At 51.7% G+C, this 24724-nt stretch carries 22 protein-coding genes; 8 read left to right on the forward strand and 14 right to left on the reverse strand.

Annotation, left to right across the window (positions count from 1 at the left end; genetic code table 11):
• Nucleotides 1-50: 50 nt before the first annotated feature.
• Genes GS535_RS00805 through GS535_RS00815 form a run of 3 tightly spaced genes read left to right on the forward strand, consistent with a single transcriptional unit; the run spans nucleotide 51 to nucleotide 2469 of the window.
• The gene (locus GS535_RS00805) at nucleotides 51-1031 is read left to right on the forward strand and encodes an AEC family transporter (protein ID WP_160791592.1); all 981 of its coding nucleotides are present in this window, start codon (nucleotides 51-53) and stop codon (nucleotides 1029-1031) included.
• A complete protein-coding gene (locus tag GS535_RS00810) occupies nucleotides 1028-1528 on the forward strand; it encodes a low molecular weight protein-tyrosine-phosphatase (RefSeq protein ID WP_160791591.1) in 501 nt (166 codons plus the stop codon). The genes GS535_RS00805 and GS535_RS00810 overlap by 4 nt, the downstream gene beginning before the upstream one ends.
• A gap of 5 nt (nucleotides 1529-1533) precedes the next feature.
• Nucleotides 1534-2469 (forward strand): 2-hydroxyacid dehydrogenase, encoded by a 936-nt coding sequence (locus GS535_RS00815; RefSeq protein WP_160791590.1) that lies wholly within the window; start codon nucleotides 1534-1536, stop codon nucleotides 2467-2469.
• Nucleotides 2470-2488: 19 nt separating this feature from the next.
• On the opposite strand, the gene GS535_RS00820 is transcribed toward GS535_RS00815, so the two are convergent.
• From GS535_RS00820 to GS535_RS00865, 10 genes are all read right to left on the reverse strand, one after another.
• Complete coding sequence (locus GS535_RS00820) at nucleotides 2489-3247, reverse strand: NAD kinase (protein WP_160791589.1); 759 nt, start codon at nucleotides 3245-3247, stop codon at nucleotides 2489-2491.
• A gap of 17 nt (nucleotides 3248-3264) precedes the next feature.
• Nucleotides 3265-3648: a hypothetical protein gene (locus GS535_RS00825; RefSeq protein ID WP_160791588.1), complete on the reverse strand. Its 384-nt coding sequence runs from the start codon at nucleotides 3646-3648 to the stop codon at nucleotides 3265-3267.
• The gene (gene purH / locus GS535_RS00830; RefSeq protein WP_160799095.1) at nucleotides 3645-5237 is read right to left on the reverse strand and encodes a bifunctional phosphoribosylaminoimidazolecarboxamide formyltransferase/IMP cyclohydrolase; all 1593 of its coding nucleotides are present in this window, start codon (nucleotides 5235-5237) and stop codon (nucleotides 3645-3647) included. The genes GS535_RS00825 and purH overlap by 4 nt, the downstream gene beginning before the upstream one ends.
• Nucleotides 5238-5318: 81 nt before the next feature.
• Nucleotides 5319-6806, reverse strand: coding sequence for an efflux transporter outer membrane subunit (locus tag GS535_RS00835; RefSeq protein ID WP_237442142.1), 1488 nt, complete (start codon nucleotides 6804-6806; stop codon nucleotides 5319-5321).
• Between the two features lie 2 nt (nucleotides 6807-6808).
• On the reverse strand, nucleotides 6809-7900 hold the full coding sequence (locus GS535_RS00840; protein ID WP_160791585.1) for an HlyD family secretion protein: 1092 nt from the start codon (nucleotides 7898-7900) through the stop codon (nucleotides 6809-6811).
• 267 nt (nucleotides 7901-8167) lie between these two features.
• Entirely contained in the window at nucleotides 8168-9736 is a 1569-nt protein-coding gene (locus GS535_RS00845) for an MFS transporter (RefSeq protein ID WP_160791584.1), read from the reverse strand.
• A 197-nt stretch (nucleotides 9737-9933) separates the two neighbouring features.
• On the reverse strand, nucleotides 9934-10554 hold the full coding sequence (eda, locus tag GS535_RS00850) for a bifunctional 4-hydroxy-2-oxoglutarate aldolase/2-dehydro-3-deoxy-phosphogluconate aldolase (protein ID WP_018980814.1): 621 nt from the start codon (nucleotides 10552-10554) through the stop codon (nucleotides 9934-9936).
• Nucleotides 10551-12413 carry a phosphogluconate dehydratase gene (gene edd, locus GS535_RS00855; RefSeq protein WP_160791583.1) on the reverse strand — a complete coding sequence of 621 codons (1863 nt, stop codon included), beginning with the start codon at nucleotides 12411-12413 and terminating at the stop codon, nucleotides 10551-10553. The genes eda and edd overlap by 4 nt, the downstream gene beginning before the upstream one ends.
• A gap of 310 nt (nucleotides 12414-12723) precedes the next feature.
• Nucleotides 12724-14475, reverse strand: coding sequence for a transglycosylase SLT domain-containing protein (locus GS535_RS00860; RefSeq protein WP_160791582.1), 1752 nt, complete (start codon nucleotides 14473-14475; stop codon nucleotides 12724-12726).
• 323 nt (nucleotides 14476-14798) lie between these two features.
• Complete coding sequence (locus tag GS535_RS00865; protein ID WP_237442143.1) at nucleotides 14799-15602, reverse strand: uracil-DNA glycosylase; 804 nt, start codon at nucleotides 15600-15602, stop codon at nucleotides 14799-14801.
• Between the two features lie 191 nt (nucleotides 15603-15793).
• Here GS535_RS00865 and GS535_RS00870 point away from each other — a divergent pair, with 191 nt between their 5' ends.
• The gene (locus tag GS535_RS00870; RefSeq protein WP_160791581.1) at nucleotides 15794-16702 is read left to right on the forward strand and encodes a 4-(cytidine 5'-diphospho)-2-C-methyl-D-erythritol kinase; all 909 of its coding nucleotides are present in this window, start codon (nucleotides 15794-15796) and stop codon (nucleotides 16700-16702) included.
• A gap of 83 nt (nucleotides 16703-16785) precedes the next feature.
• On the opposite strand, the gene GS535_RS00875 is transcribed toward GS535_RS00870, so the two are convergent.
• From GS535_RS00875 to GS535_RS00885, 3 genes are all read right to left on the reverse strand, one after another.
• Nucleotides 16786-17253: a hypothetical protein gene (locus tag GS535_RS00875; protein ID WP_160791580.1), complete on the reverse strand. Its 468-nt coding sequence runs from the start codon at nucleotides 17251-17253 to the stop codon at nucleotides 16786-16788.
• Nucleotides 17254-17352: 99 nt separating this feature from the next.
• Nucleotides 17353-18624 carry an ammonium transporter gene (locus tag GS535_RS00880; RefSeq protein WP_160791579.1) on the reverse strand — a complete coding sequence of 424 codons (1272 nt, stop codon included), beginning with the start codon at nucleotides 18622-18624 and terminating at the stop codon, nucleotides 17353-17355.
• Nucleotides 18624-18962, reverse strand: coding sequence for a P-II family nitrogen regulator (locus GS535_RS00885; RefSeq protein ID WP_160791578.1), 339 nt, complete (start codon nucleotides 18960-18962; stop codon nucleotides 18624-18626). Before GS535_RS00885 ends, GS535_RS00880 begins: the two co-directional genes overlap by 1 nt.
• Nucleotides 18963-19111: 149 nt before the next feature.
• Between GS535_RS00885 and GS535_RS00890 the strand changes: the two genes are divergently transcribed.
• Nucleotides 19112-20332 carry an FAD-dependent monooxygenase gene (locus GS535_RS00890; protein ID WP_160791577.1) on the forward strand — a complete coding sequence of 407 codons (1221 nt, stop codon included), beginning with the start codon at nucleotides 19112-19114 and terminating at the stop codon, nucleotides 20330-20332.
• Between the two features lie 11 nt (nucleotides 20333-20343).
• Nucleotides 20344-21123 (forward strand): serine O-acetyltransferase, encoded by a 780-nt coding sequence (gene cysE / locus GS535_RS00895; RefSeq protein WP_160791576.1) that lies wholly within the window; start codon nucleotides 20344-20346, stop codon nucleotides 21121-21123.
• A gap of 532 nt (nucleotides 21124-21655) precedes the next feature.
• Here cysE and GS535_RS00900 read toward each other — a convergent pair.
• The gene (locus GS535_RS00900; RefSeq protein ID WP_160791575.1) at nucleotides 21656-22819 is read right to left on the reverse strand and encodes an aldose epimerase family protein; all 1164 of its coding nucleotides are present in this window, start codon (nucleotides 22817-22819) and stop codon (nucleotides 21656-21658) included.
• A gap of 393 nt (nucleotides 22820-23212) precedes the next feature.
• Here GS535_RS00900 and GS535_RS00905 point away from each other — a divergent pair, with 393 nt between their 5' ends.
• Both GS535_RS00905 and GS535_RS00910 read left to right on the forward strand, forming a co-directional pair.
• Nucleotides 23213-23995, forward strand: a complete 783-nt coding sequence (locus tag GS535_RS00905; RefSeq protein ID WP_160791722.1) for a VacJ family lipoprotein — start codon at nucleotides 23213-23215, stop codon at nucleotides 23993-23995.
• Nucleotides 23996-24055: 60 nt separating this feature from the next.
• On the forward strand, nucleotides 24056-24664 hold the full coding sequence (locus GS535_RS00910) for a phospholipid-binding protein MlaC (protein ID WP_160791574.1): 609 nt from the start codon (nucleotides 24056-24058) through the stop codon (nucleotides 24662-24664).
• The last annotated feature ends 60 nt before the right edge of the window (nucleotides 24665-24724 follow it).

Here is a 24724-nt window from a genome sequence, read left to right on the forward strand (position 1 = left end):
GATAATATTCTTTCATATCAATCGCCCCATCATGAAGCTGAGCGTTTACGATGAGTTCTTCCCTTTTCCTCACCATTCTTCAGGCCATTATTCCTATCTTGGTGACGCTCGGCTTGGGGTATGTGGCAGCATGGCGGCGCGATTTTGATGGCAATCAAGCCAGTGTTCTTATTCGGCTTGTCATGCTCTATGCCCTGCCCCTCGCGCTCTTTGTATCAATTCTCAGCACACCTCGCGCGCAGGTTCTAAGCGCAGGGCCGCTAGCATTTCTCATTCTTCTTGCAATGGTCGGGGGTTATCTTCTTCTCTTCGGGGTCTTACGCGGCCCTCTTGGGCGCTCACAGGGCGAGGCCGCCCTTATGGCCATGACCATGACCGGCCCCTCCGTTCCTTTTATCGGCATTCCTGTACTAGGGCAGCTTTTTGGCCCCGCCAGTGCGGTTCCTATCTCTATTGCCTCCTTGGCTATGAACCTTTTTCAGGTGCCTCTCACCCTGATCCTTCTCAGCCACGATCAACAACGCCGCGTCGCACAACATTCTCTCAAACCACGCACATGGCATGTAACAATCCGCGAGCTTTCGTCTCATTTACTCCATTCATGTCGCGAACCAGTGGTTTGGGTGCCCCTATTAGCGCTCGGCCTTGTCAGCTTTGGCATCACCTTGCCTCCCTTTCTCAAAAACTCTCTGACCCTCCTAGGGCACGCCACAGGCGGAACTGCTCTTTTTGCCTCTGGGGTTGTTCTTTTTGCCCGCCAAGTACGTTTCAGCCCTCTTGTGGGTGGCATGGTCACAATACGCAATATCCTCATCCCACTCGGGCTGTATGGGCTTGCTCGCCTGCTCCACTATAGCCCTGTGACAATGCAAGAAAGCGTTCTCACAATGGCTATTCCCAGCGCCTCTATTAATGTGATTTTAGCCATGCGTTACCATATGCTTGAACGTGAGGTGGCGTCTGTGTTGTTCTTTGGCACACTCAGCGCCCTCTTTACGATGGCATCTTTTATCTGGCTAACACATCCATGACGACATCCCCTTCTCTTCCCTCTTTTCTTTTTGTCTGCACCGGCAATATTTGCCGTTCTCCCTTGGCGGATCTGGCGATGCGCCGTGAAGCAGAAAAGCGTGGCCTTGCCTTAGACATTGATTCAGCCGGGACAGGTGACTGGCACATTGGCGACCTGCCCGACCCACGCGCCCGTAGCACAGCAAAGCGCCATGGTTTGAACGCGTCAATTTTACGGGCTCGCCAAGTTACCAAAACAGATTTTGACCGCTTCACTCATATCATCGCGCTTGACCGCTCCCACCTTAAAGCGCTCAATCGCATGAAGCCCTCACACTCCACAGCAAACATTTTTATGCTGATGGATGCCGTCCCAGGCCGTGAAGGCGATGATGTGATTGACCCCTATTACGGCACTGCCGAAGGGTTTGAGACGACATGGCACGATGTTGAAGCAGGCTGTAAGGCCCTTGCTGCGCGTGTTCTTGACCCGCTTTCCCCCTCTACTAAAGGATAAGTACCATGCCGACACGTCCTTATTTATTGCTTCTCGAACCTCTGCCTGACCAAACCGAGACCGCGCTCGCCAAGCATTTTACCCTTCACCGCTTCACGACATTAGCCGACCTTACCCCCATCGCACCGTCTATTCGTGCCGTTGCGACAGGTGGTTCTTACGGGATCGACCCTGAAGTTATGGCCGCTCTTCCAGCTCTGGAGATGATTGCCGTCAATGGTGTCGGACTCGACCGCGTGGATCTAGCAGAGGCACGCAGACGGCAGATCCGCGTAACGGTTACTACCGACATTTCCACCAGTGATGTCGCCGACTCAGCCATGCTCCTGCTACTCACCTTAAAGCGGAATTTCACTGAAAATCAGGCTTATCTGCGTTCTGGACAATGGGCGACGAACGGGATGCCACCTTCAGCTCATTCCCTCACAGGGCTCAAGCTGGGTATTGCCGGGTTCGGGCGGATCGGCCAAGCCATCGCACGTCGTGCTGAAGCCAGTGACATGGATGTCGCCTATTTCAACAGAACACAACGTGAGAAAAGCCCTCTACCATTTTTTGCTGATCTGAAAGACCTCGCCCAGTGGAGCGATGTTCTGGTTGTCTCACTGCCTGCTGTACCCGGTACACAGAACCTCATTAATGCCGATATTCTCAGAGCGCTTGGGCCAACAGGAGTGCTCATCAATATTGCACGCGGAAGCATTGTGGATGAGAAGGCCCTTATACACGCCTTAAACAACGGAACAATTGCCGGAGCTGGGTTGGATGTGTTTCAAAATGAACCAAACATAAACCCTGAATTCTTCACGCTCAAAAACACCGTTGTTCAGCCGCATCAGGGCTCTGCAACCGTCGAAACACGATCAAAAATGGGGCAAAATATTATTGATAACCTACTGGCCCATTTTGAAGGGCGGCCCCTTCTCACCCCGGTGATTTAACGCCTGTCTTATCAGCAGATTATTCAGAAAACTGCTCAGCAATAATCCGCTCAGACAGGCTATGGTCAGGGTCGAACAGCAATGTCACACGATGTTCCTGACTCACTCTGACCATCACTTCCTTTACATCACGAAATTCAGTCGGGCCAGCTACGGCTGAAGCCGGACGCTTAGCTGTATCATGCAACGCAAAACGCACAGTCACTTCTGCTGGAAGCAATGCTCCGCGCCAATGCCGCGGATGAAAAGGTGAGATTGGTGTGAGAGACAAGAGTTCCGCACCCAATGGAATAATTGGCCCATGAGCCGAGCGATTATACGCCGTTGAACCCGCTGGCGTCGCTAAAATAACACCATCGCAGACCAGACGCTGCATCCGTTCACGCCCATCAACTTCAATACTGATGTTGGCCGTTTGGCGCGTTTCACGGTAAATAAATACGTCATTAAAACCGAGCCCCTCATGCTCCTCCCCCGAAGTCGTACGGGCCCACATATGCAATGGTGAAATTGTCGTGGGTTGAGCATAAGCAAGACGCTGAGGCAAATGGTCTTCTTCTGGCGTATTCATCAGAAAACCAACAGTTCCGTAATTCATGCCAAAAACGGGAATATTATAGCCAAGAATATGCAAAAGAGTTTCAAGCATGAAGCCGTCCCCTCCTAAGCATACAATAACTTCGGCTTCCTCAAACGACACATTCCCATAGCGATGGGTAAAACGTTTGAAAGCCTCTTGAGCGGCCTCTGTAGAAGCCGCAACGAAGGCAATATTCATGACATCCTCAAGGAAGATTACGGCTTCTCTTGCTCATCATGGCCAATGACGTCATAGCTTGGTGAGCCTGGATAGGCTCCCTTATGCACATCACCTTTAGACGGGCAAATCAGCGAAGAGTGATCCTCGATCGCAAAAGCCCAGACTTTATGACCCGTCGTCCCTTTTAGGCCGCGCACCGTTACTTTTGTATCCAAACGCACATGAGGGAGCAACGATTCTGGTAAAATTAGATCTGTGCCGTCCTGTAAAAGCACTCCATCCGTCGTTACGCGCGTGACCGTTCCTGAAATAACCGGCAAAGGTGATACGTCATAATTACATGACGCCGCAATGGCCGCTGAGGAAGCACTCCCCAGCGTCACCAATCCCATCAAGAGGGAAAAAACAAAATGTCTCAATGTCTAAAATGCCTCATTCCTGTAAAGACCATAGCGATTCCGGCTTTATCAGCCGCATCAATCACTTCCTGATCACGAATAGAGCCGCCCGGCTGGATGACAGCGGTTGCTCCGGCGGCAACGACACTCTCTAGCCCATCAGCAAATGGAAAAAACGCATCCGATGCCGCAACAGACCCCACGGTTAAAGCTGTGTCCTCACCGGCAGCTCGTGCCGCATCTTCACTCTTACGCGCCGCGATACGGGCACTATCAACACGAGACATTTGCCCAGCGCCAATCCCCACTGTCGCCTGATTTTTGACGTAAATGACAGCGTTAGACTTCACATGCTTCGCCACACGGAAGGAAAAGAGCAGATCCGCCATCTCTTGCTCGCTTGGCTGACGCTTTGTCACAACCTTTAAACTCTCGGGCGTCACATGACCATGATCGCGGCTCTGTGCCAAGAACCCACCCGAGACAGAACGGAACGCCAAGCCCTTCGCTTGGGCATCAGGCACACCACCTGTCAGAAGCAAACGCAGATTCTTCTTTTTAGAGAGAACCTCTTTCGCCCCATCATCAGCATCCGGCGCAACAATCACTTCTGTAAAGATCTTGCTGATCTGCTCGGCTGTTGCTTGATCCAGAGGACGGTTTAGCGCCACAATCCCACCAAAGGCAGAAACAGGGTCGCAACGTAAAGCCGCTTTCCACGCATTCTCTAGCGTATCAGCAGACGCAACACCGCACGGGTTCGCGTGTTTGACGATCACCACACTTGGCCCCTCAAACTCTGCGACAGCCTCAAAAGCGGCATCCGTATCATTGAGGTTATTATAGCTGAGCGCCTTGCCCTGAATCTGCTGAGCCGTCGCAAGGCCCGGACGCTGGCTGCCGTCACGATAAAACGCGGCTTGCTGATGAGGGTTCTCACCATAACGCAGGAGATCACCGCGCTCACCAGCCAACGTCAGCACAGGCGGCAAAAGGGCCTCAGCCTCGCTCTCAGCCGTTTGTTCAGCAAACCAACGCGCAATCATGCTGTCATAACGAGCTGTATGCGCATAAGCATCCGCCGCCCAACGACGACGCTCACTGAGCGTGCTGCCCCCTTTGGCCAATGCTTCAAGAAAACCGTCATATTGCGCAGGATCGGTCAGGATGGCCACATGAGCAAAATTCTTTGCCGCCGCTCGAACCATAGCGGGGCCACCAATATCAATATTTTCAACGCACGTTTCAGCATCCGCACCAGAAGCAACGGTTGAGGCAAATGGGTAAAGGTTAACACAAACAAGATCAATCGGAGCGATCTTATGCTCACGCATCTGCTCCTGATGCTCTTCCTTATCGCGACGGCCTAAAATACCACCATGAATCCACGGCACCAGCGTTTTGACACGCCCGTCAAGAATTTCAGGAAAGCCCGTATGCTCGGACACATCTGTTACGAGGATGCCAGCATCGCGTATGCAACGTGCGGATCCACCAGTGGACAGAAGTTCAACCCCCTGCGCATCAAGCGCACGGGCAAGTTCAACAAGACCTCTTTTATCAGAAACGGACAAAAGAGCGCGGCGAAGAGGAAGGCGTGAATGAATCATAATATCTGGAAATATCCCCCGCTCCGTTATGGTGCAACCCGAACGCCGTATAAATATCTTCTTATTGGGTCGTCCTCTCTTTTAGAGAGGATTTATGGAGGTATTGATTATCTGCCATCCTCCCCCAAGCGCTCTATATAAGCTTACCATCGCAGAGGCTGTTTCTGTGCGGCTCGAAGCTAATAAAATATCATTGGCTAGCAAAGCTGCTTCGGCTTGATCCACCTCTAAAAACGGAACAGCCCCTGTTGTATACTGTTCACGGGCCGCCTTAAGCGCGAGGCGATTCTGCTTCACGGTTTCTTCCAAATGATGGTAGCGGTCATTAACTTGCGCGAACTTGGTGATGGCATCGTCCACTTCACGCCACGCATTGAGCATCACTTGGTGATAAGCAATCGCCGCTTCTTTCTGTTGCGCTTTACGCAGCTTCAAGCCACCGCTTAACCGCCCCCCTTCAAAGATCGGCACATTTAAGGTTGGGCCCAGTGTGAAATATTTTGCTGCAGGCATAAAGAAATCACTTGCCGAAAGGCTTTGCGTGCCCAAGTTCCCCGTTAAGGTAATGTCTGGATAAAAAGCGGCTTTCGCTGCCCCTACTTCAGCAACGGCCGCATGTAACCGCGCATCGGCTTCCATAATATCAGGGCGGCGCTCAACCAAAGCACTAGGCACCCCGATCCCAATGGACGCAGGCGGCACAGGTTGGGGACGGCGTGGAAGCAACTCCTCTTCTAGAGCACGAGGAGGCAACGCTAGAATATACCCTATGGCGTTAATCAATGCAGCTTGTGCATCTTTTAAAGGCGGCAACGCGCTCTCTGTTTCTTCCACCTGTCCACGTGCTTGTGCAACTTCGAGCGCATTTGCTGCTCCTTCACGCTGACGATCCAGCACAAGAGACAGATCATGATGGACAAGCTCTAAATGCCGCTCCGTGAGACGGATCTGCTCTTGCACCCCACGCAAGCTGAGATAATCCCCTACAAGATCAGCCAGACTTGCCAAGGCCACCCCTCGTTGAGCTGCAACAGCCTGCAGCACTTCAGACTGGCCCGCCTCTACGGAACGACGAATGCGTCCAAAGAGATCCATATCCCATGACGCTGCACCAATATTTGTATATTGCTGATATTGCAGATTGGATCCTGGAGCAGCCTGCGCAATGGTGAGAAAGCCTCTCTTACTTTGTTGCGTCCACGTGTAAGAACCCGCCCAATTAAGCGTTGGCATTCCCTCTGACGCTGCGACTTTGAGCTGACCGCGCGACTGCCCAATCCGTGTCGCGGCTTCCTGCACATTCAGGTTTTGCGCCCCCAGACGCGTCACGAGACGATCAAGCTCATCATCATGGAATTGATGCCACCATGCCACATCAACCTGACCACCATAGGTCAGGCCATTCTTCTGGTGAGCCGGCGCATCCGCTGCTTTCTTCCACTGCCCCGGTTGATCTTTCATCGTTGGATGGTGGAAGTCAGGGCCAACGGTTATGCAGCCTTCAAGCCCCACGATCATCAGCGGCAAGGCTGCCACTTTTACGATCGTGCGGTATCCCCGTTTTTGCATGATCATTTTGCCGTCACCGCTTTGTCGCTTTTCTCTTGAGCCCCCACGACATCACTCAGCGAGGTATGCACTGTTGTTTCAACAGAGAATCCCAGCCGCAACAATTTTGCTAAAGGCTGACCGGGTATAAGCGTAATTTTCACAGGTAAACGCTGCACAATTTTGGTAAAATTACCCGTCGCATTTTCTGGAGCCAACGGCGCAAAAGCCGCCCCCGAAGCCGGCGGCACACTATCAACAACGCCATCAAGATCAATATTATACGCATCCACGTGAATCGTCGCTTTCTGCCCTGGGCGCATATGACGTAAGGCAATTTCGCGATAATTCGCTGCAATCCAGAGCTGATCCATCGGTACCAGCGCCATCAGGGCCGCCCCATCAGGCACGTAGTTCCCCGCTTGCACGCTGCGTTCACCCACCATTCCGTCAAACGGTGCGCGTATCTGTGTATAGGATAAATTCAGCTCTGCCTGATGCACACGCGCCTGATCCACCGCTACTTGGCGGCGGGCCGAGTCATGTTGTGCTTCAAGAACCGTTAATTGCGCTTGCGCTGCGGACAGGTCAGCCTCAGCAGCGTGCAAACCAGCTGTCAACTCACCCAACGTCGCATGGGTTTTTTGCCCCTCTTCACGACTTCCAGCTCCTGTCCGAGCCAAATGCTCATACCGTGCAGCATTTTGTTGGGCAAAAAGTAACTCTGCTTTTAGCCGATCTACGCTGGCTTGTGCTTGGCCAATCAACGAAGGTTGGCGCGCAACATTGGCCGCCGCATCTAAGACTAACGCACGGTCATGCTCTTCTGTCGCACGCGCTTGATCCAACGTCGTCTGATAATCACGTGGATCCAGCGTCGCCAATACATCTCCTGCACGCACAGATTGGTTATCATCGACCTGTACAGAGATAACCTGCCCGGGGACACGCGGCGCAATAACCGCATAATGCGCTGTTACATAGGCATCATTCGTCCAGACACGTGATGTCGGTACGAAAACAATCGCCAAAATGACGATAACAAAAAGTGCGATAATCCCCCCAGCAAAGAAAAATGGCCAATAGGCTTTCCGAGAGGCTGAGGGTTCCTTCATACACACTAGGCTTTCTTCGTTACACTCACAGTTTGTGAGCGAGGTAAAGACAATACGTGCCTTGCACGGCGGATATTGCAAATATAACGATATTTACACGTTGTTTATACACACACCGACCACGAGCACTTCCTTGATGAAGAGCCCTCCATGATTCGATCATATAAAAACCGCAATCGCCTTATGGCAGAAACCGACCGGTCATTGGCAAGCATTAAGCGTACGTGCAATAAGGCAAACTCTATGCGCTAAGTGCATAGCTGTGCTTTATGAAGGAGATTTCCTAGAACGAGCAAACACAATCCATGGCGGATAAGTCCGCACTGGCAAGATCAACACGCAAAGCATAAGAATTACGAGCAACCCGAGCAGCACAAAGAACAAATCCGTCAGCTCCAACACCTGTGTCTGATGATGGAACTGCTGTTTAATCAGCGCCATACTTCCTGCAAAACGCGGCCTGCCATCAGGCGTTAATGGAGTCGGACTTTGAATGGTCGGACTGCTTCCTTGAAACAGTTGATAACGCTCAACCCCAAGATGATCCGTCAAACGTTGTGAATGCAATGTTCCGCGCCAACGGTGGACAAGCTGTATCAACCACGTCCCCACAACTTGCATGAGAGAACGCGGCATGTTCACCAAGGCAACGGCAAAAGCCGATTCAGCAGGAACAACGGCATTTGTCGACATCAATAAAAGTGACGCCAAAATCATCTCTCCACCAATAGCTTGTACAAACTGCCAAAGGTAGAACTCATTCCTTAGCCACACAGAAGTAAGAAAAGTATCACCGCAAAGACCGATAAATACGCATGTCATCCCCACAAAACCCACAACGCGGCTATCAATGTAACGCTGGTTCAGCAGGTAGCCCACAATAGGCAACATGATGAGCTGTACAGCGGCGACTTCAAGCGTAATCAGATAGCTTTGTTCAGGCCTATAGCCCGCGATTTGTGTAAGATAGCGCCCCGGCACAGTTGAGCTCGCCAACGACACCAGCACAAACAAGCTAATAGCTGTTACGCCATAAAGATAATTCCGCCGTCCTAGGAGTTGAAATTTAAAAAACGGTAGGACATGATTCCACTCATTCCATACTAAAAGCGGCACACAAACTGTCCCGACAAGCCCTAATACGCAGATAAAAGGCGAGTTGAACCAATCGAGCCAATCCCCCAAGAGAAGCATCATGCTTAGACACCATGCAGCTCCGGAAAAAAGAACAACACCCCGCCAATTAAACATGCGGAAACGTCCATGATCAGGCTCTGTTACGGGCATACCGTAAACCAGCAACGCCCAAGCAAGAGCACCAAGTGGGATCACCTGCCAAAAGACGAAACGCCAATCAACAAAATCCGTCCACAACCCAGCTAACGCGGTACTGAGATAAGGAAAACATGTAGCTGTCAGCGCATAGGACGCCAGCCCATACGTGCGTATATCAAGACTTAAAATACGTAAGGTAGAGAACATCATCAACGGAATGGCAAAACCACCCGCAATGCCTTGCAGCGTACGCAGGATGTAAAGAAGGCTCAACGTATCGGTAAAAGGAATGAGCACACTGCTCACCACACCTAAGCCTAGAACAATAAAAGCCCAACGCCGTAAGCTAAATGTCAAAGCCATCCAAGGAGAAAGCCCCGCCCCGACCACTTGAGCTGCACTATATAGACTTGTGAACCATGTCGCAGGGTCATGGCTCATCCCTATGCCACCCATGATATCGGGCAAACCTTGCGTAGAGACTTGTTCATTCAGGGTCGTTAACAAAGCGGTGCACAACACGCCAGCTAACCCCATAATCGATCTCGCCTGAGAGGCCATCCTCAAACGATCCTTTACCGATCCAGCAGAACATACTGTGCGTTCTGCTTTTCCCTCACACGAAAACGGCGGTATCACAGCTCAAACACTGTGAAACCGCCGTTTTAAAGACGCCTTCTGTACTCCCTTAGAGAAGTACAGCTGCTACTGATAGTACTCCTTCAAAGAAAAAAGCCTATCAGCAGCGTCATGTCGCCTTACTTGATGCCAAGAGCCTTAGCACGTTCTGCAATCACTTCAGGAGACGCATCCCCAGATGTCAACCAAGAACCACCAACGCACCCAACTGCTGGGATAGCAAGCCATTCTTTATAGGTGGATTCAGAGATACCACCTGTTGGACAGAAGCGAACACCCAGATTCCCAAACACAGAAGCCAGACCCTTTAGAGCCGGAATACCGCCATTGGTCATTGCTGGGAAGAACTTAAAGCGACGAAGCCCAAGGTCTAGACCCATCATAATGTCACTGGCATTTGCCGTACCGGGTAGAAACGGAATGTCACGCTTAAGAGCCGCTTCAGCCAATGGCTTCGTAATGCCTGGGCTCACGATGAACTTAGCACCAGCGTCAATCGCTTTATCAAGCTGCTCTGGGTTCAAGACCGTGCCGGCCCCAACCAGTGCGCCTTCGACCTTGGACATCTCGGCGATAACGTCAAGAGCGGCAGGTGTACGGAGCGTGACTTCAAGTGTAGACACACCATGGGCGACCAGCGCTTCAGCAATCGGACGCGCCTTAGCAACGTCGTCGACCACCAGCACAGGCATAACCGGGCTGCGATCCATGACCGCATCGATTCTTGAGATGTAGCTCATACCTCGGTTCCTTCATCAATATTATCGCCAACCTCTGCAATCTCACGATCCATCATGTATTGCATGGCCGACCCACCTTCTTCAGCCGGCGGAGAGACTTCGCGCGTAATCGCAAAGAGCTCACGACCGGTACCTAATGGCGCACGATGTGGCTTGGTTGGCGTGCGAGCCTCCCATTCCTTCGCGTCCATGAGCACTTCAAGCTGTCCTGTCTTCGCGCAAAGACGCACGATGTCACCATCACGGAGGCAAGCAAGCGGCCCACCCATCTGGGCTTCTGGCCAGACATGCACAGCTGCCGGCACCTTACCACTGGCACCAGACAGACGGCCATCTGTCACCAGCGCAACCTTGAAGCCACGATCCATCTGCACACCCAGTGAAGGGATCAGACCGTGAAGCTCAGGCATACCATTCGCCCGTGGGCCCTGACCGATCACAACAACGATCACGTCCTTGTCCAGCTCACCCGCTTGCTGTGCACGTTTCACAGCATGCTGCGTGTCGAACACACGAACAGGAGCTTCAATGGTCATACGGTCTTCGGAAACGGCGCTGGATTTATACACACCGCGTCCAAGATTACCCTTAACCAGCTTGATCCCACCACCTGGATGGAACGGATCAGCCATACCACGCAGAATTTCAGGATCAGTCGATGGTGCAGCAGGCACATAGGCGACTTTTTTATCAGCCCCCAGCGTTGCGCGCTGTGCGTAATCAGCCAAGCCATTCTGTGCGATTGTCAGCACATCACGGTGCAGCATATCCGCTTGCATCAGCTCTCTGAAAACTGTTGGCAACCCACCGACATCATTGAACTTATTCACATCCGATGGGCCACTTGGGTAGATTTTCGACATCGTTGGCACAACGTCAGACAGACGCTCAAAATCTTCCCAATTCACAATAATACCAGCAGCGCGAGCCACGGCAGGAATGTGAATAGTATGGTTGGTTGAACCACCTGTTGCCATCAAACCAACAATGGCATTCACGATCGATTTTTCATTCACGACCTCTGCCATTGGGCGGCAATCTTTGCTCTTGAACCCAATTTCCGTCAAACGATGGACACTGGCACGCGTCATTGCCTGACGCAGCGGTGTATCCACACTAATGAAGGAAGAATCTGGCATTTGCAGCCCTAGGAACTCAGCCATCATCTGGTTGGTGTTAGCAGTTCCGTAGAAGGTGCATGTCCCATCGCTATGATAAGACTCGCTTTCGGCTTTCATCAGCTCTTCTTTGCCGATCTTACCCTGCACATAAAGCTGACGAATACGGACTTTTTCCTTATTCGGCAGACCAGATGTCATCGGCCCAGATGGGATCAACATGCCCGGAAGATGACCAAAGCGCAAAGCGCCCATCAACAGGCCGGGGACGATCTTATCGCAGATACCCAGAAGGGCCATGCCTTCATACATGCCATGGCTCAGACCAATGGCCGTCGACTGTGCAATCACATCGCGGGAGAAGAGAGACATATCCATGCCCTCTTGCCCTTGTGTGACACCATCACACATAGCAGGAGCCCCACCCGCAACCTGTGCTGTCGCACCAACTTCACGGGCAAAGAGCTTCATCTGCTCGGGGTAATGTTCATACGGCTGGTGAGCCGAGAGCATGTCATTAAAGGTCGTGATAATACCAATATTCATGCCCTTAGAATGGATCAGACTATCCTTGTCTGGCATAGCCGCGACCGCATGGGCCATGTTACTACACGTCAATTCTGGACGTGAGACACCCTTGGCACGGTTACGCTCCATTAGAGCAAGATAACGGCGGCGCGAAACCTTCGACCGCTCAATGATGTTGGCAGTTACACTCTCAACAACGGAATTCAGAGACATTGAAGCACTCGCTGTTCGGCTGACGCCCCACAGACAGATGGGATAATTCCCTCCTGAGAGACACGGCATCGTATTGTCATCCGCACGCTCCCAACCTTCGGGGAGCATCGCAAGTCTTTGTTTACCGGAAAGACCGCCTCACGGGCAAGCGGGCCACGCATGCTCTTCTGTGCTACCCCCCCATCGCGTCATTCATAGCTCCGAAACAAAATGTGGCTGTTTTGTGAGAAAACCCACCAAAACAGCCATAATACACCCCTCTTTGAAACAAGAAATTTCTTCAAAAACCCCTCTCAAAGAAATCTTTTTCTTAGCTTGGCGACTCTCTCAACGCCTCCTCGCGGCGAAAAGAAGGCCATTTCCCCTCCGACAGACTCTTTAATGAAGGAGAAGACGCTCTCATCCGGTGAGCATAAAGCCATGCGGTTTTTAGCACGTTACGGACATAATGACGGGTCTCAACATTAGGAAGCGTCTCAATATAATAGAGCGGATCATTTAATGACATTTTTTGCGCGCTCTCCCAACGGGTGATCGCCTGCGGCCCCGCATTATAAGAGGCTAAAACACGCAGTAGGTCAGCCTGTTCCGTTGTTGCATCCTGCCCTTCATTCCGAGCAACAGAGGACGCCAAATACTTCATGTAAAGCTGACCAAGCTCAAGATTATAGCTCACATCCTTCAGCCGACGCGGCATATCCACAGGCACAGGAACCATCGCTGGGTTGCGTGTATCGTGGTTTATATAAGAGGCAACGATAAAACCCGCCGTTTGCGGGCGAATTTGCATCATCCCATACGCCCCAGCCGGGGAAAGGGCATTCCCGTCGAAATTCGACTCCATACGCGCAACAGCATAAACGAGCGCTGGATTGAGCTTAAACCCGTGGCGAGGTTTCAAAACAGGCAGTGGCTCAACCGTTTCTTGTAACTCTTGGGGAGCGACATTCCGTAAAATATGCTCCATCTGATCCGCTAACGCCCACATCCCAGCGGCATGCACAACCACCTGCAACGAGCGCGCTCTTACAGGGTCGGACAGCGCCACACTCCACATAGAGCGGGCCAGCATCTCAGCACGCCCCTGCTCACCTATTTGCAAGAGCGCAAAAAAATGGCGCCCTTCTTCCATGCTCATGACAGCATCAAGGTCAACACGCGTGAGCGCAGCCTCCGCCCCTTTAAGCCCCACAGAGGAAAGATGACCCGATAGAGAGGAAGCCTCATGCTTCGCTTGTTCCAGCCGTTGTGCAGCAAGAAGACCATACAGACTCTCTGCATGCACAGCCGCACGCCTTAACCACACTTCATAAACATGCGTTGGTTGTGTGTGTTCAGCAACGCGTGCAGCCCAGAAGGCAGCAGCCGCCTGCCGATCACCTCTGATCATTGGTGCATTAGCGGCTTCACTAAAATGCTCGTATGCCTCTGGGAAATCTTGCTGATACCAAAAAGCTAAACCCGCCACATACGCCGGAAAGCCAACTTTCTGCTGCCCACGTTCAAACCCTCTCAAACCGATACGAGCCGCTTCTTCAATCTCTCCCTGACTAAGCAAACATAGAGCAACATGACCATACAAATAAGCCGCATATTCAGAGCGTATACCTTGCGTCGTCTCAATCACATGCAAGGCATCTTGAGCTCCTTTTACACCATGAGAGGCTTTATCCTGCACCGTTCGATCAAGTCGGGCATTAGGCCCAGCGTTTCCCCAAGGGGCAAAATTTTCTTCCTCAGAAGCCGCTTGGGCAACATCCAACGGTGCAACAGGTTTTAAGGCCATCTCCGCTGATATTGTATGAGAAGAAAGCTGTGTTTCTAACGCTTGTACCGCTGGCGCATCAGGCAGATGTGAATGAGCTTGTAGCCAAGCCTTTAACTCCTGTGGACGCGCCTGATAGGACACACGCAGATACCCTTCCGCTTGCACATCAGACTTCAGGACAGAATCACTGACAGTGGAAAGCCGTTGAAAGGCCTGCTTATATTGGTCTTCACGCACAAGACGAAAAGCATCGCGGTACTGCGCCGCAACAGGCTCTGACAATGGGCGTGGCAAAGAGACCTCTTCCCGCTGAGGGAAAGAGAAGACCGTATGATATCGACTTTCATCACTAGAGGAACCTGGCAGCTGGGACGGTGATAATCTCTCCTGCCCCAATGCCGAGGGAAAGATAGCCCCCACCCCCACTGCAACGCCTACCATCAAGGCACGCGCTGTGGAAGCAGACGCTAACGACTGTATCCTTCGCATAATGGGCGGATGGGTAGCTCTCTTCGCTACTCAGGGTCAAGCTTTTTCAAGCTATCCTCTATATAACTCACTATAAAATAAAGAAATAATATCTCTTTTTTAGCAACGAAATTTTTCAAAGGCATTCCTTATTTATGCTCTTTCCCCTCTCCTGCGCACCCAAGGGAGTCTGTTAGAACCAACAAATCACGCCAAAAATGCCGTCTTAATAGCGGAGCACCCGTCAATTGAAGCGGATGCAACATCGGGAAAACAGGGATCGGTTGAGCCATACCAGGAAGCGTTGCTTCTGCCCATCGTCCACGCACCTGACTCAAGCGATCGTTTGTCTTCAGCAAAAGACGCATGGGCGTCGCGCCCATGGTCACGATATGTGAAGGCTGCCCAAGCGTGATGCTTCGCTGCAAAAGCGGCAAGCATGCTTTCAGCTCTCTGTCCGGAACACGCTGTCCACCGGGCGGCCGCCACGGAATCGTCGGCACAAAAGACAGCTGATCGCGGTTAAGACCGACAGATGCGAGCACAGCATCTAAAAGTTCTCCTGCTTTACCCGCAAAAAGACGCCCTGACCGATCTTCATCCGCATCAGGGACTTCCCCCACCACCATGAACGCCGCGTTCGGCGCATAACGTGGTACCAAGCGATTCATCGCCGTTCGTGAGAGTGTAACCCCCTCTATATGCTCACTCAGCCGCAGAAGCTCTGGCAGATCTCGCGCAGATAAAAGCGCTTCATGCTGCGAAAAAGCCGTTTCGTGACGCACAGACGACGAAGAAACAGCGCGCGGTGGAGTCTGCACTAGTTTCTGAGGCTCAGGCGCAAGAGGCTGCCATACCTCATCTTCCACAACAGCATCGACACCCCAATCATACTGGAGTTGCAAGGCTGCCAATAGCTCGTCAGAAGATACCGTTGATAAGGACGCCATCATACAGCTTTCATAACCATTACTGCATCCATTGATGAAACCTTTCTTACGCCCCTACCCTAAAATGCCACAAGGGATTACATAATGCCCTGAAGGATCTAATCCCCGCTTCTCTTCCATCATGCCTTTTTCTTAAAAAGCATGAAAGAGAGCGCCACACAGCTTCTTTCTCGTCTCAGTGTAAAGGCTCTCTTATGGTGCTGCTCAACGACACAGCTCACGCCAAGATTAACCTCTTCCTCCATATCACAGGACGGCGCGATGATGGGTATCATCTTGTTGATAGCCTGACGATCTTTGCCGGAGCTGCAGACCAATTAAGCCTTGATAACGCCCCTAGCACTACAGAGGGAACGCTCGCCACCCTCACCATTGATGGGCCCTTTGCCTCTCGTCTCACAAACGAGGACGATAACCTCATCACACGCGCTGCACAGCTCCTTTATAATGCAGCACGCCAACATGGCCATGATAGGGCCAGTATGTTGCCGATTGAATTTCATCTCCATAAAGCGCTTCCCGTTGCCTCCGGCATTGGAGGAGGCTCTGCTGATGCCGCCTGCGCTTTACGGCTTCTCTCCCGCTATTGGCAGATTCCCCACGATTATGTCGTTGAACTAGCCCCTCAGCTTGGAGCTGACGTTCCCGTCTGCCTCACGCAGAAAGCCACACGTATGGAAGGGATTGGCGATGTACTCACTCCTGTGCCGCCTCTACCTTCTATGGGGATGCTTTTGGTCAATCCCGGTGTAGCCGTCTCTACCCCCAGCATTTTTAAACGGCTTGCCACAACGGGAGGAATCCCTGAACGTGCTCCGCTCTCTTTCCCCAAAGACGGATGGCATAGTATTCACGACCTTGTGGCGTTCCTCAACACAACGAGCAATGACCTACAGCCACATGCCATTGTTCAAGAGCCTATTATTCAAACCGTGCTAGACACGCTAGCAGATTTACCAGATGCCCGTTTTGTCCGCATGAGTGGCTCTGGTGCAACCTGCTTTGCGTTGTTTGATACAGAAGAGGCTGCACAAAACGCCCACCACTCCTTATCCACAAAGCCAGAAACCCAAAAATGGTGGTCTTGGGCAGGGCAAGCTTAAAGGATCTACAGCGTAGGCCCTCTCCTACAAAAAAGCCCCGGCCATGTGACCGGGGCTTTTTCTATCGAGAGCACGGCTCCAACTTACTGAGCAGCAGAACCCTTCAGACGACTATTGCACTGTGAGTAATACCCCCCACCGCGCTGAATCCATTTCAGATTGCCATTCCCACCATTCGCCTTGTTCGCGTTATACTGTTTCAGGCAGGTTTTTTGGCGGGCCTTCCCTGCGGACAAGGAAGCAAACTCCGATGATACCCCATTAGGGAAAACAACATTGCCACTCGCAACCGGTGCTGCTGGTGCTGATGTTGTTTTTGCGTCCTTTTTAGGCGCTTCTTCAGGAGCTTTCGCTTCTGCATTATTCGAACAATGAGCCGCCTTAAACGCCGCATAGTTCTGCCCATTAAGCGTGCCGCTCTTCTTCGCGCTCTGGAATTCCTTGTGGCACGCAAAGAAAGACATTTTACCGCCAGCAGGCGCCGCCACAGCAGTGCTGCTGCCTACGACAGAAGCCGCAATCAAAGAAAAGAAAAAAGCTGATGATTTCACTGTGTGTTGTCCTTTTTTAGTCTGTTGCCAGCAGGAACATGAAAAACGCGATAAGAGCAAACACGATCCTCGGGCCCTTATCACGTTACCTCTTACGGATTAGTTAAGCTTTTCGCCATGCTGTGTCATGTCGAGCCCTTCTTGCTCATCATCATCAGAGACCCGGATACCTACAAGCTTATTAACGACCACTATAATCACAGCCGTGACCACGACCGACCATAAGATCGTCACAGCCACCGCTTCTCCTTGATGAAGAAGCTGCGTCCAACTGCCCGACACCCCAGCAGGATTATCCGCCGTTGCAGAAAACGGGCCATAGGCGAAGATACCTGTTAGAAGAGCCCCGACAATCCCACCAACACCATGAACACCAAACGCATCCAAGCTGTCGTCATAACCAAGACGGTTTTTAAGCACCGTCGCGCTATAAAAACAAACGCTTCCCGCGATGAGACCAATCGCCAACGCCCCACTTGGCAGCACAAACCCAGCGGCTGGGGTCACAGCCACCAACCCCGCAACAGCACCTGAGATAATGCCCAGCGCTGTGGGTTTGCCCATCCGCCACCACTCGACAAGCATCCATGCCATACCACCAGCAGCCGCAGCCACCTGTGTTGTTAACATCGCCATACCAGCCCGTCCGTTCGCACCAAGGGCCGATCCAGCATTGAAGCCAAACCAACCAACCCATAACAAGGACGCTCCAATAATCGCATAAGACAGATTATGAGGGGACATATCGTCACGTTTTAAGCCTCGGCGTGGGCCAATCATCAACGCACAGACCAATCCGGCAATACCCGAATTGATATGAACCACTGTGCCACCTGCGAAATCAACCGCTCCTAAACCTGCGACCCACCCTAATGGGCTCCACACCCAGTGAGCAACGGGGGCATAGACAAAAATAGACCACAACACCGTGAAAAGACAGAGAGCAGAAAATTTAATACGCTCTGCAAACGCACCTGTAATCAAAGCCGGCGTAATAATAGCAAAGCTCATCTGGTAGAGCAGATAAACGCTCTCAGGAATGGTCATCGGCGTTGGCACGGCCGACCCGGCCCCAAGCGTAAAGGCGCTATCACTTCCTTGATGAAAATGACTGGCAATACCGCGCAGAAAAACACGCGAGAAATCACCAATCCAAGCATTTCCCGTTGAAAAACAAAGGCTATACCCGACAATCACCCACACAAGCGAGACAAGACAACAAATCCCAAACGATTGCACCAATGTGGACAAAACGTTCTTACGACGCACCATCCCACCATAAAAAAGCGCAAGACCCGGGATCGTCATCAACATGACCAATGCGGTGCTGATAAGCATCCAAGCCGTATCACCCGTATCAATCGGTCGCATTATAAAGCTCCCCTTCCAGTTTCACCCGTGCGGATACGCGTGATCTGCTCAAGCGGTGTGACAAAAATCTTTCCATCGCCAATCCGGCCTGTGCGCGCGGCTTGAGTGATCGTCTCGACAACCTCGCCTACACGCTCTTCTGGAACGGCGGCTTCCACCTTAATCTTTGCAACAAAGCGGACACGATACTCCGCCCCACGGTAAATTTCCGTCTGCCCTCTTTGACGGCCAAACCCCTGAACTTCCGTCACTGTCAGCCCTTGTACGCCAAGCTCCCCTAAAGCTTCACGCACGTCATCAAGCTTAAAGGGCTTGATGATCGCTGTTACGAGTTTCAATGCTCCCGCTCCCCTCTTGTCTGATCCCACCTAAAGTAAGCTTTCGCCCACATACTGAAATATCGTGCCACCTTCAGAACGATCGAAGCAAGTCTTTCTTTTATACCCAACACAGGTTAGAGAAACGGGGTTGGAAGGGGTTTCTCATCATGACGTATTCGTACGATCTCTGCATCAATGGCGGCGGCCCGATTGGCACGACACTTGCCTGTCTTTTGGCGCGAAAAGGCCTGCGCGTTCTCCTACTCGAACAGCACGCATTTGTGACAGAACCAAACCCCGCTTTAGACGGGCGCGCCTATGCTCTTGCTGAAGGCATTCGCCCTCTTTTGGAAGAGGCAGGAATCTGGGCAGCTCTTCCTCGCCCAGCACAACCAATTGAAACGATCCATATTCTTGATGGGCAAGGTCGCTACCCTGGGCGTTCTTCCCTTGGCATTCAGGATGGACTCGACTTCACCACAGAAGATGCCCCTCAAGGTCGCCCCTTAGGTTGGATGGTTGAAGCCTCCGACCTTTTGGCTGCCCTTGGGCGGACGCTGCCCCAACATGCTTCTCTTGATGTGCGCGCTCCAGCAACCGGTACATTTTCTTTCTCAGAAGATGCAGCGACCATCACACTAAAAGATGGCGAAACCGTTTCTGTCCCCCTTGTGATTGCCGCAGATGGGCGCAGCTCTGCACTCCGCCAACAAGCGAATATTGGGCTTACACGTATCCCATACCATAAAGACGCCCTCGTCGCTGTGCTCGCGCATGAGGCTCCCCACCAAGGCAGTGCACTGGAAAATTTTTTGCCAGAAGGCCCGTTCGCACGCCTTCCTCTTCCACCCAGTGCCGAGCACCCGCATCGCTCCGCCATTGTCTGGACAGATACACCACAACGCATCGACCATCTTCGTCGTCTGCCCGACAACGCTTTTGCAAGCCTCGTAGCAGATCGCCTCGGGCAAGAAGAGCTCGGCGCGATCACACCCATCGGTAAGCGCTGGGTGTACCCTCTAGCCTCTCAATATGCTCATCGCTACACGGCGCAGCGTCTGATGCTGATTGGAGATGCGGCCCATGGCCTCCATCCCGTCGCTGGTCAGGGGATGAACCTTGGCTTCCGTGATGTAAGCACGGTCACTGACCTCCTGTATGACGCCTTTAACCGCAAAGAAGACATCGGCTCTCCCTCTTTCCTCTCACGCTATCAACGCCAAACACGACCGGGCAATTTTGCTATGCTCGTCGGCTGCGATATAATGGAACGCCTCTTCAGCAACCAAAATCCACTTCTAACCCGCCCTCGCCGTTTCGCTCTCAATGCCTTGAAGCATATGCCACAGCTACGCCAACGCTTTATTGAAAAAGCAATGGGCCTCTAAAGACATCGTCTATGCGTGATCATCATTCCTTGTCACTAAGCTCTACCTATGATCCAGACCTTAATGCGCTTTGGGCACGGATGCAGTCTGAGGCTTGCGGGTGCTCTGATACACTCATTCGCGATCTTTTTGCTGTTAATATCTGCGATCATGCCGATTTCGCGTCTGCCTTAGCCTCGCTACTCGGCACCAAACTGACCGATCGTGCGATGACAGAACCGACCCTGACGCGCCTCGTTGCCGAGAGTCTTGCTGATGAGCCGGCCATCATCTTTTCTGCCGCTGCCGATATTCTCGCCACCTTTGAGCGAGACCCTGCCTGCCCAGACCTAACCACACCTTTCCTGTTCTTTAAAGGATGGCAAGCTCTCCAAGCGCATCGCATTGCCCACCATCTCTGGCACCAAGGCCGGCGCCCTTTGGCCTATCACTTACAGAGTCGAGTGAATGAACGCTTCGGTATTGATATTCACCCCGGGGCACAGCTTGGCCGCCGGATGAGCATTGACCATGGCACAGGCATTGTGATTGGCGAGACCACCATTGTGGAAGACAATGTCTCCCTCTTCCAAAATGTCACTCTTGGCGGCACAGGGAAGAAAAAAGGAGACCGTCATCCAATTATTCGTCAAGGCGCTATGATTGGTGCGGGCGCGAAAGTGCTCGGCCGTTTGGAAATCGGCGCTCATGCCCGGATCGGTGCAGCGTCCGTTGTTTTAGAGGATATTCCTCCACACGCTACGGCCGTCGGAAATCCCGCACGCATTATTAAACTCACCCCACCCGAGTGATGGTGTAAGGCAAGTTATCCCCAAAAAAGAGGATAAATCAGGGGATCACTCCGTGTAGAACTTTGGGGACAAAAAACACGCTCACCATCTTGATGGTTCCCCGTGCTGTTATCCCCATAAATGGGGGATAAGATCGCGTGCTTTTGCGGGATTTCCTGTGGAAAATGTGTGAGTAATTTCAGCACCGCAAATAACCTTTGATATTCGCAGATAGAGGCCCATCACCAACTCTTATTCTTATCGGACAGGCCAGCTATGCACAGGGGCTGCATCATTGGATATGCCTGTCATATCTTAGTGGAAGACTGCACATCATAACTGACTGCAATTCTTCCCACTCCCTTCCCAACAAACATACCCACCACAGCCACGATCCCTAAGCATAAAAACTTATCCCCAATTTCGGGGATAGATCCGGGCATCACTCTGTGCGCATATGCGGGAAAAATGTGGATAGAGTCCTAAAACAGTTGAGGGACTGCCCATTTTTCAATGAACAATCCCTCAAAAAATCAAGCAAAAAGCCTAACCTTTAGTCGTGCGAGAAATGGAACGTCATCGCAGAATGATAGGTTTGGCCCGGTTTTAGCTCAATGCTGGGGAAGTTTGGCTGGTTAGGGCTATCGGGGAAATGCTCTGGCTCAAAAGCCAATGCATCACCTTGACGATAGGTATTCCCAGAAGGCCCAACATAACGACCATCAATGGAATTACTTGAATAGAACTGCATCCCTGGCTGATCGGTCGTAATTTCCATCATACGGCCGGAACGAGGGTCCTGCACACGGGCAGCAAGACGCATCTCATGCGACTCTGACTCACCGTTAATGATAAGGCATTTATCATAACCACGTGGCCCCAACATTTGCGGATCATTACTACGCAAACGTTCACCCACTGTATGAGGGGTACGGAAATCAAACGGGCTATTATCCACAGAAGCGAACTGACCGGTTGGGATCGAGTTCTGATCTGTCTGTACATAACGATCAGCAAAAATCTGCACGATTTCTGGCTCCACCGTGCCAGAACCTTCACCATTCAGGTTCCAGTAATTATGCGTTGACAGGTTCACTACCGTCGGTGCTGACGTCTTCGCTTTGAAGCTTAATGTCAGGCTATCATCAGCACTCAAGCTATACGTAGCTTTTGTTGTCAGCTTCCCTGGGAACCCTTGATCCCCATCCGGGCTCACTAACCGCAACGTCACATAAGCGCCTTTACGGTTATGTCCGGTGTCGTCGATCACCCAAAGCTTACGATCAAAACTCTCAGCCCCACCATGAAGCGTATAAGGTGGGTTGTTGACCGATGTATGATATTGCTGCCCCTCAAGGGTAAAGCTTGCATTATTAATACGATTGGCAACACGCCCTAGAATTCCACCAAAATGAGGGTCTGCATTATTAGCAGCATAACCCTCTACCGTTGGGAAGCCGAGAGCGATATTCTCCACTTTACCCTGACGGTCTGGCACTTCAACAGACTGCAAAATGCCACCATAGGTCAAAACACGTACTTTTAAGCCGTGATCATTTGTCAGCGTAACAGCCTTAACAGCTTTTCCATTAGGGAGGGTAGATACTGTTGAGACTTGCACCCGTGGATGTGCATAAGCAGCACCACTAAGAGAAGCCCCCAAAGCTAAAGCGGAAAAAGACAACAGCCATTGGCGACTGCTGAAGAAACGAGACATAATTTCCCCCTACTTCATGACCAACGTTATCACCCTAATGCCGAATACGTTACGACAAGCATTCACCCTGCAACGATTAGACACGTAGTTAAAACGTTATATGGCCACTACTGACACCCAAACGAAAAGAAAATGCAATCCCCCCTCACACCTTCGCCCCACCTACATCATCATCTGTCGATTTAGGGGGTGTGCAGCTCCCCACAATATGCAATATAATGATTGAGCAGACGGTTCGTCACCGACCTGCAAAGGCGCAGAGACGGCAAGTATCTTTTCTTATTGGAAAACAGTTTTCTATCCTGCCCTTTTGAGGATATAACCACCGAACTACTCGCATATGGGTCTGATTAGAACAGGAGCGGCAGCAACATGGCGTGCACACGCAGCATAATGCAGCGCAAACGAAGCAAAACCAGTGCAACCCGCGTTCTGGCCGGTTGTCTCGCTCTTCTAAGTGTTGGTGCGTGCAGCTCTCTTCGCAACCCCCCTCCTAAAGATCCTGAAGCCCTTGAAGACTACAAAGCCGCCAATGACCCTTACGAGCCACTGAACCGTAAGATGTTTATGGTCAACATGGTGGCCTATAAATTTGCCCTTCGCCCTATGGGAAAAGCTTGGCGCGACAATGTTCCCAAATTTTTCCGCAACACGGTTGATAATGTGAACGAAACATGGGGCCAGCCATCCACCTTCTTTTCCGATGTTGGTGCTGGAAAACCACGTCGCGCCGGTGACTCCTTCATGCGCTTTCTCATTAATATGAGCGCTGGTGTCGCTGGTTTCTTTGATGTGGCAAGCTTTACTAGCTATAGAAATCACACGACGGATCCTGGCATGACGATGGGCGTCTGGGGAATTAAGTCAGGCCCTTACGTCTTCCTCCCCGGTATCGGCCCTAGCAACTTCCGTGACTCCATTGGCTATGCTCTTGGGCAGGCCCTTGTTCCTATTAACTATGTTCCAAGCGGTTATGGCCTCATCGACTTCAACTGGGCCTATAATATTCTTGGCGATTTCAACAACTTCTCTAACCAAATCGACCAGCTTGATCAGCTAGAACATCAGAGCCTTGACCCATACGCCTTTATGCGTAGCGCTTGGCAGCAAAAACGCCAAAGCGATATTGATGCCCTTAAAGCCGATAATCGTGCTACAGTCCCTGACTGGTACTAACGAAACAATTTATTTCCTTTACTCCTTCCTGTGCGACAGGTTTTTACCGGGAGAATCCCTATGATGCTTCGCCGTCTTACACGCCGCACCATTCTCGGAACGGCCTGCCTGCTGAGCTTCGCTCCAAGCCTAGCTCTTGCAACTCCTGCAACGGACTTTGTCAGCTCCTTTGGAGGGCAACTCGCTCATATTTTAAATGCCAATACCTCAACGGATAAAAAATATGAGGAGCTTCTCCCTCTTTTGCGCAAAAACGTCGATATTGCGGGAATCGGTCGTTATGTTTTGGGCCGCTACTGGCGCGTCGCCACCCCTGAACAACAAAAAGAATATCTGAAACTCTTCGAACGCGTCCTTCTGAATGCTGTCACTAACCAAATGGGGCACTATCAGGACGTCTCATTACAGCTGCTCGGTAGTGTGCCGACGCCCGCAGGAGAGAAAGTGTCTCTTATTGTGCGTCGTCCCCATCAGCCAGATATTACGCTCACCACGGTGGTCGCTGGCACCCCACCTAAGGTGGTTGACCTTTACGGGGAAGGGGCAAGTATGCGCATGACACAGCGTAGCGACTATACGGCTTTCCTCACACGTAACGGTGGTAAGGTGCAGGTTATGATTGATGCTTTGAGGCATCAAATCGCTGATAACGCAGCCTCAAGGCATTAACATCCGGCATAAATCGTGGGGAAGAACGAGAAGAGGGTTGATGAACCTTCTTCTCCAGCC

The sequence above is a fragment of the Saccharibacter sp. EH611 genome (assembly GCF_009834765.1).
Classification (GTDB): Bacteria; Pseudomonadota; Alphaproteobacteria; order Acetobacterales; family Acetobacteraceae; genus Saccharibacter.

Coding starts and splice junctions, on each gene's coding strand:
- GS535_RS00835 (WP_237442142.1), bottom strand. CDS start 6,806: ATGCAAAAACGGGGATACCGCACGATCGTAAAAGTGGCAGCCTTGCCG.
- GS535_RS00845 (WP_160791584.1), bottom strand. CDS start 9,736: ATGGCCTCTCAGGCGAGATCGATTATGGGGTTAGCTGGCGTGTTGTGC.
- edd (WP_160791583.1), bottom strand. CDS start 12,413: ATGTCTCTGAATTCCGTTGTTGAGAGTGTAACTGCCAACATCATTGAG.
- GS535_RS00840 (WP_160791585.1), bottom strand. CDS start 7,900: ATGAAGGAACCCTCAGCCTCTCGGAAAGCCTATTGGCCATTTTTCTTT.
- GS535_RS00865 (WP_237442143.1), bottom strand. CDS start 15,602: ATGATGGCGTCCTTATCAACGGTATCTTCTGACGAGCTATTGGCAGCC.
- GS535_RS00900 (WP_160791575.1), bottom strand. CDS start 22,819: ATGTCTCGTTTCTTCAGCAGTCGCCAATGGCTGTTGTCTTTTTCCGCT.
- GS535_RS00910 (WP_160791574.1), top strand. CDS start 24,056: ATGATGCTTCGCCGTCTTACACGCCGCACCATTCTCGGAACGGCCTGC.
- GS535_RS00810 (WP_160791591.1), top strand. CDS start 1,028: ATGACGACATCCCCTTCTCTTCCCTCTTTTCTTTTTGTCTGCACCGGC.
- GS535_RS00905 (WP_160791722.1), top strand. CDS start 23,213: ATGCAGCGCAAACGAAGCAAAACCAGTGCAACCCGCGTTCTGGCCGGT.
- GS535_RS00870 (WP_160791581.1), top strand. CDS start 15,794: ATGGTGCTGCTCAACGACACAGCTCACGCCAAGATTAACCTCTTCCTC.
- eda (WP_018980814.1), bottom strand. CDS start 10,554: ATGAGCTACATCTCAAGAATCGATGCGGTCATGGATCGCAGCCCGGTT.
- GS535_RS00890 (WP_160791577.1), top strand. CDS start 19,112: ATGACGTATTCGTACGATCTCTGCATCAATGGCGGCGGCCCGATTGGC.
- GS535_RS00815 (WP_160791590.1), top strand. CDS start 1,534: ATGCCGACACGTCCTTATTTATTGCTTCTCGAACCTCTGCCTGACCAA.
- GS535_RS00880 (WP_160791579.1), bottom strand. CDS start 18,624: ATGCGACCGATTGATACGGGTGATACGGCTTGGATGCTTATCAGCACC.
- GS535_RS00805 (WP_160791592.1), top strand. CDS start 51: ATGAGTTCTTCCCTTTTCCTCACCATTCTTCAGGCCATTATTCCTATC.
- purH (WP_160799095.1), bottom strand. CDS start 5,237: ATGATTCATTCACGCCTTCCTCTTCGCCGCGCTCTTTTGTCCGTTTCT.
- cysE (WP_160791576.1), top strand. CDS start 20,344: ATGCGTGATCATCATTCCTTGTCACTAAGCTCTACCTATGATCCAGAC.
- GS535_RS00820 (WP_160791589.1), bottom strand. CDS start 3,247: ATGAATATTGCCTTCGTTGCGGCTTCTACAGAGGCCGCTCAAGAGGCT.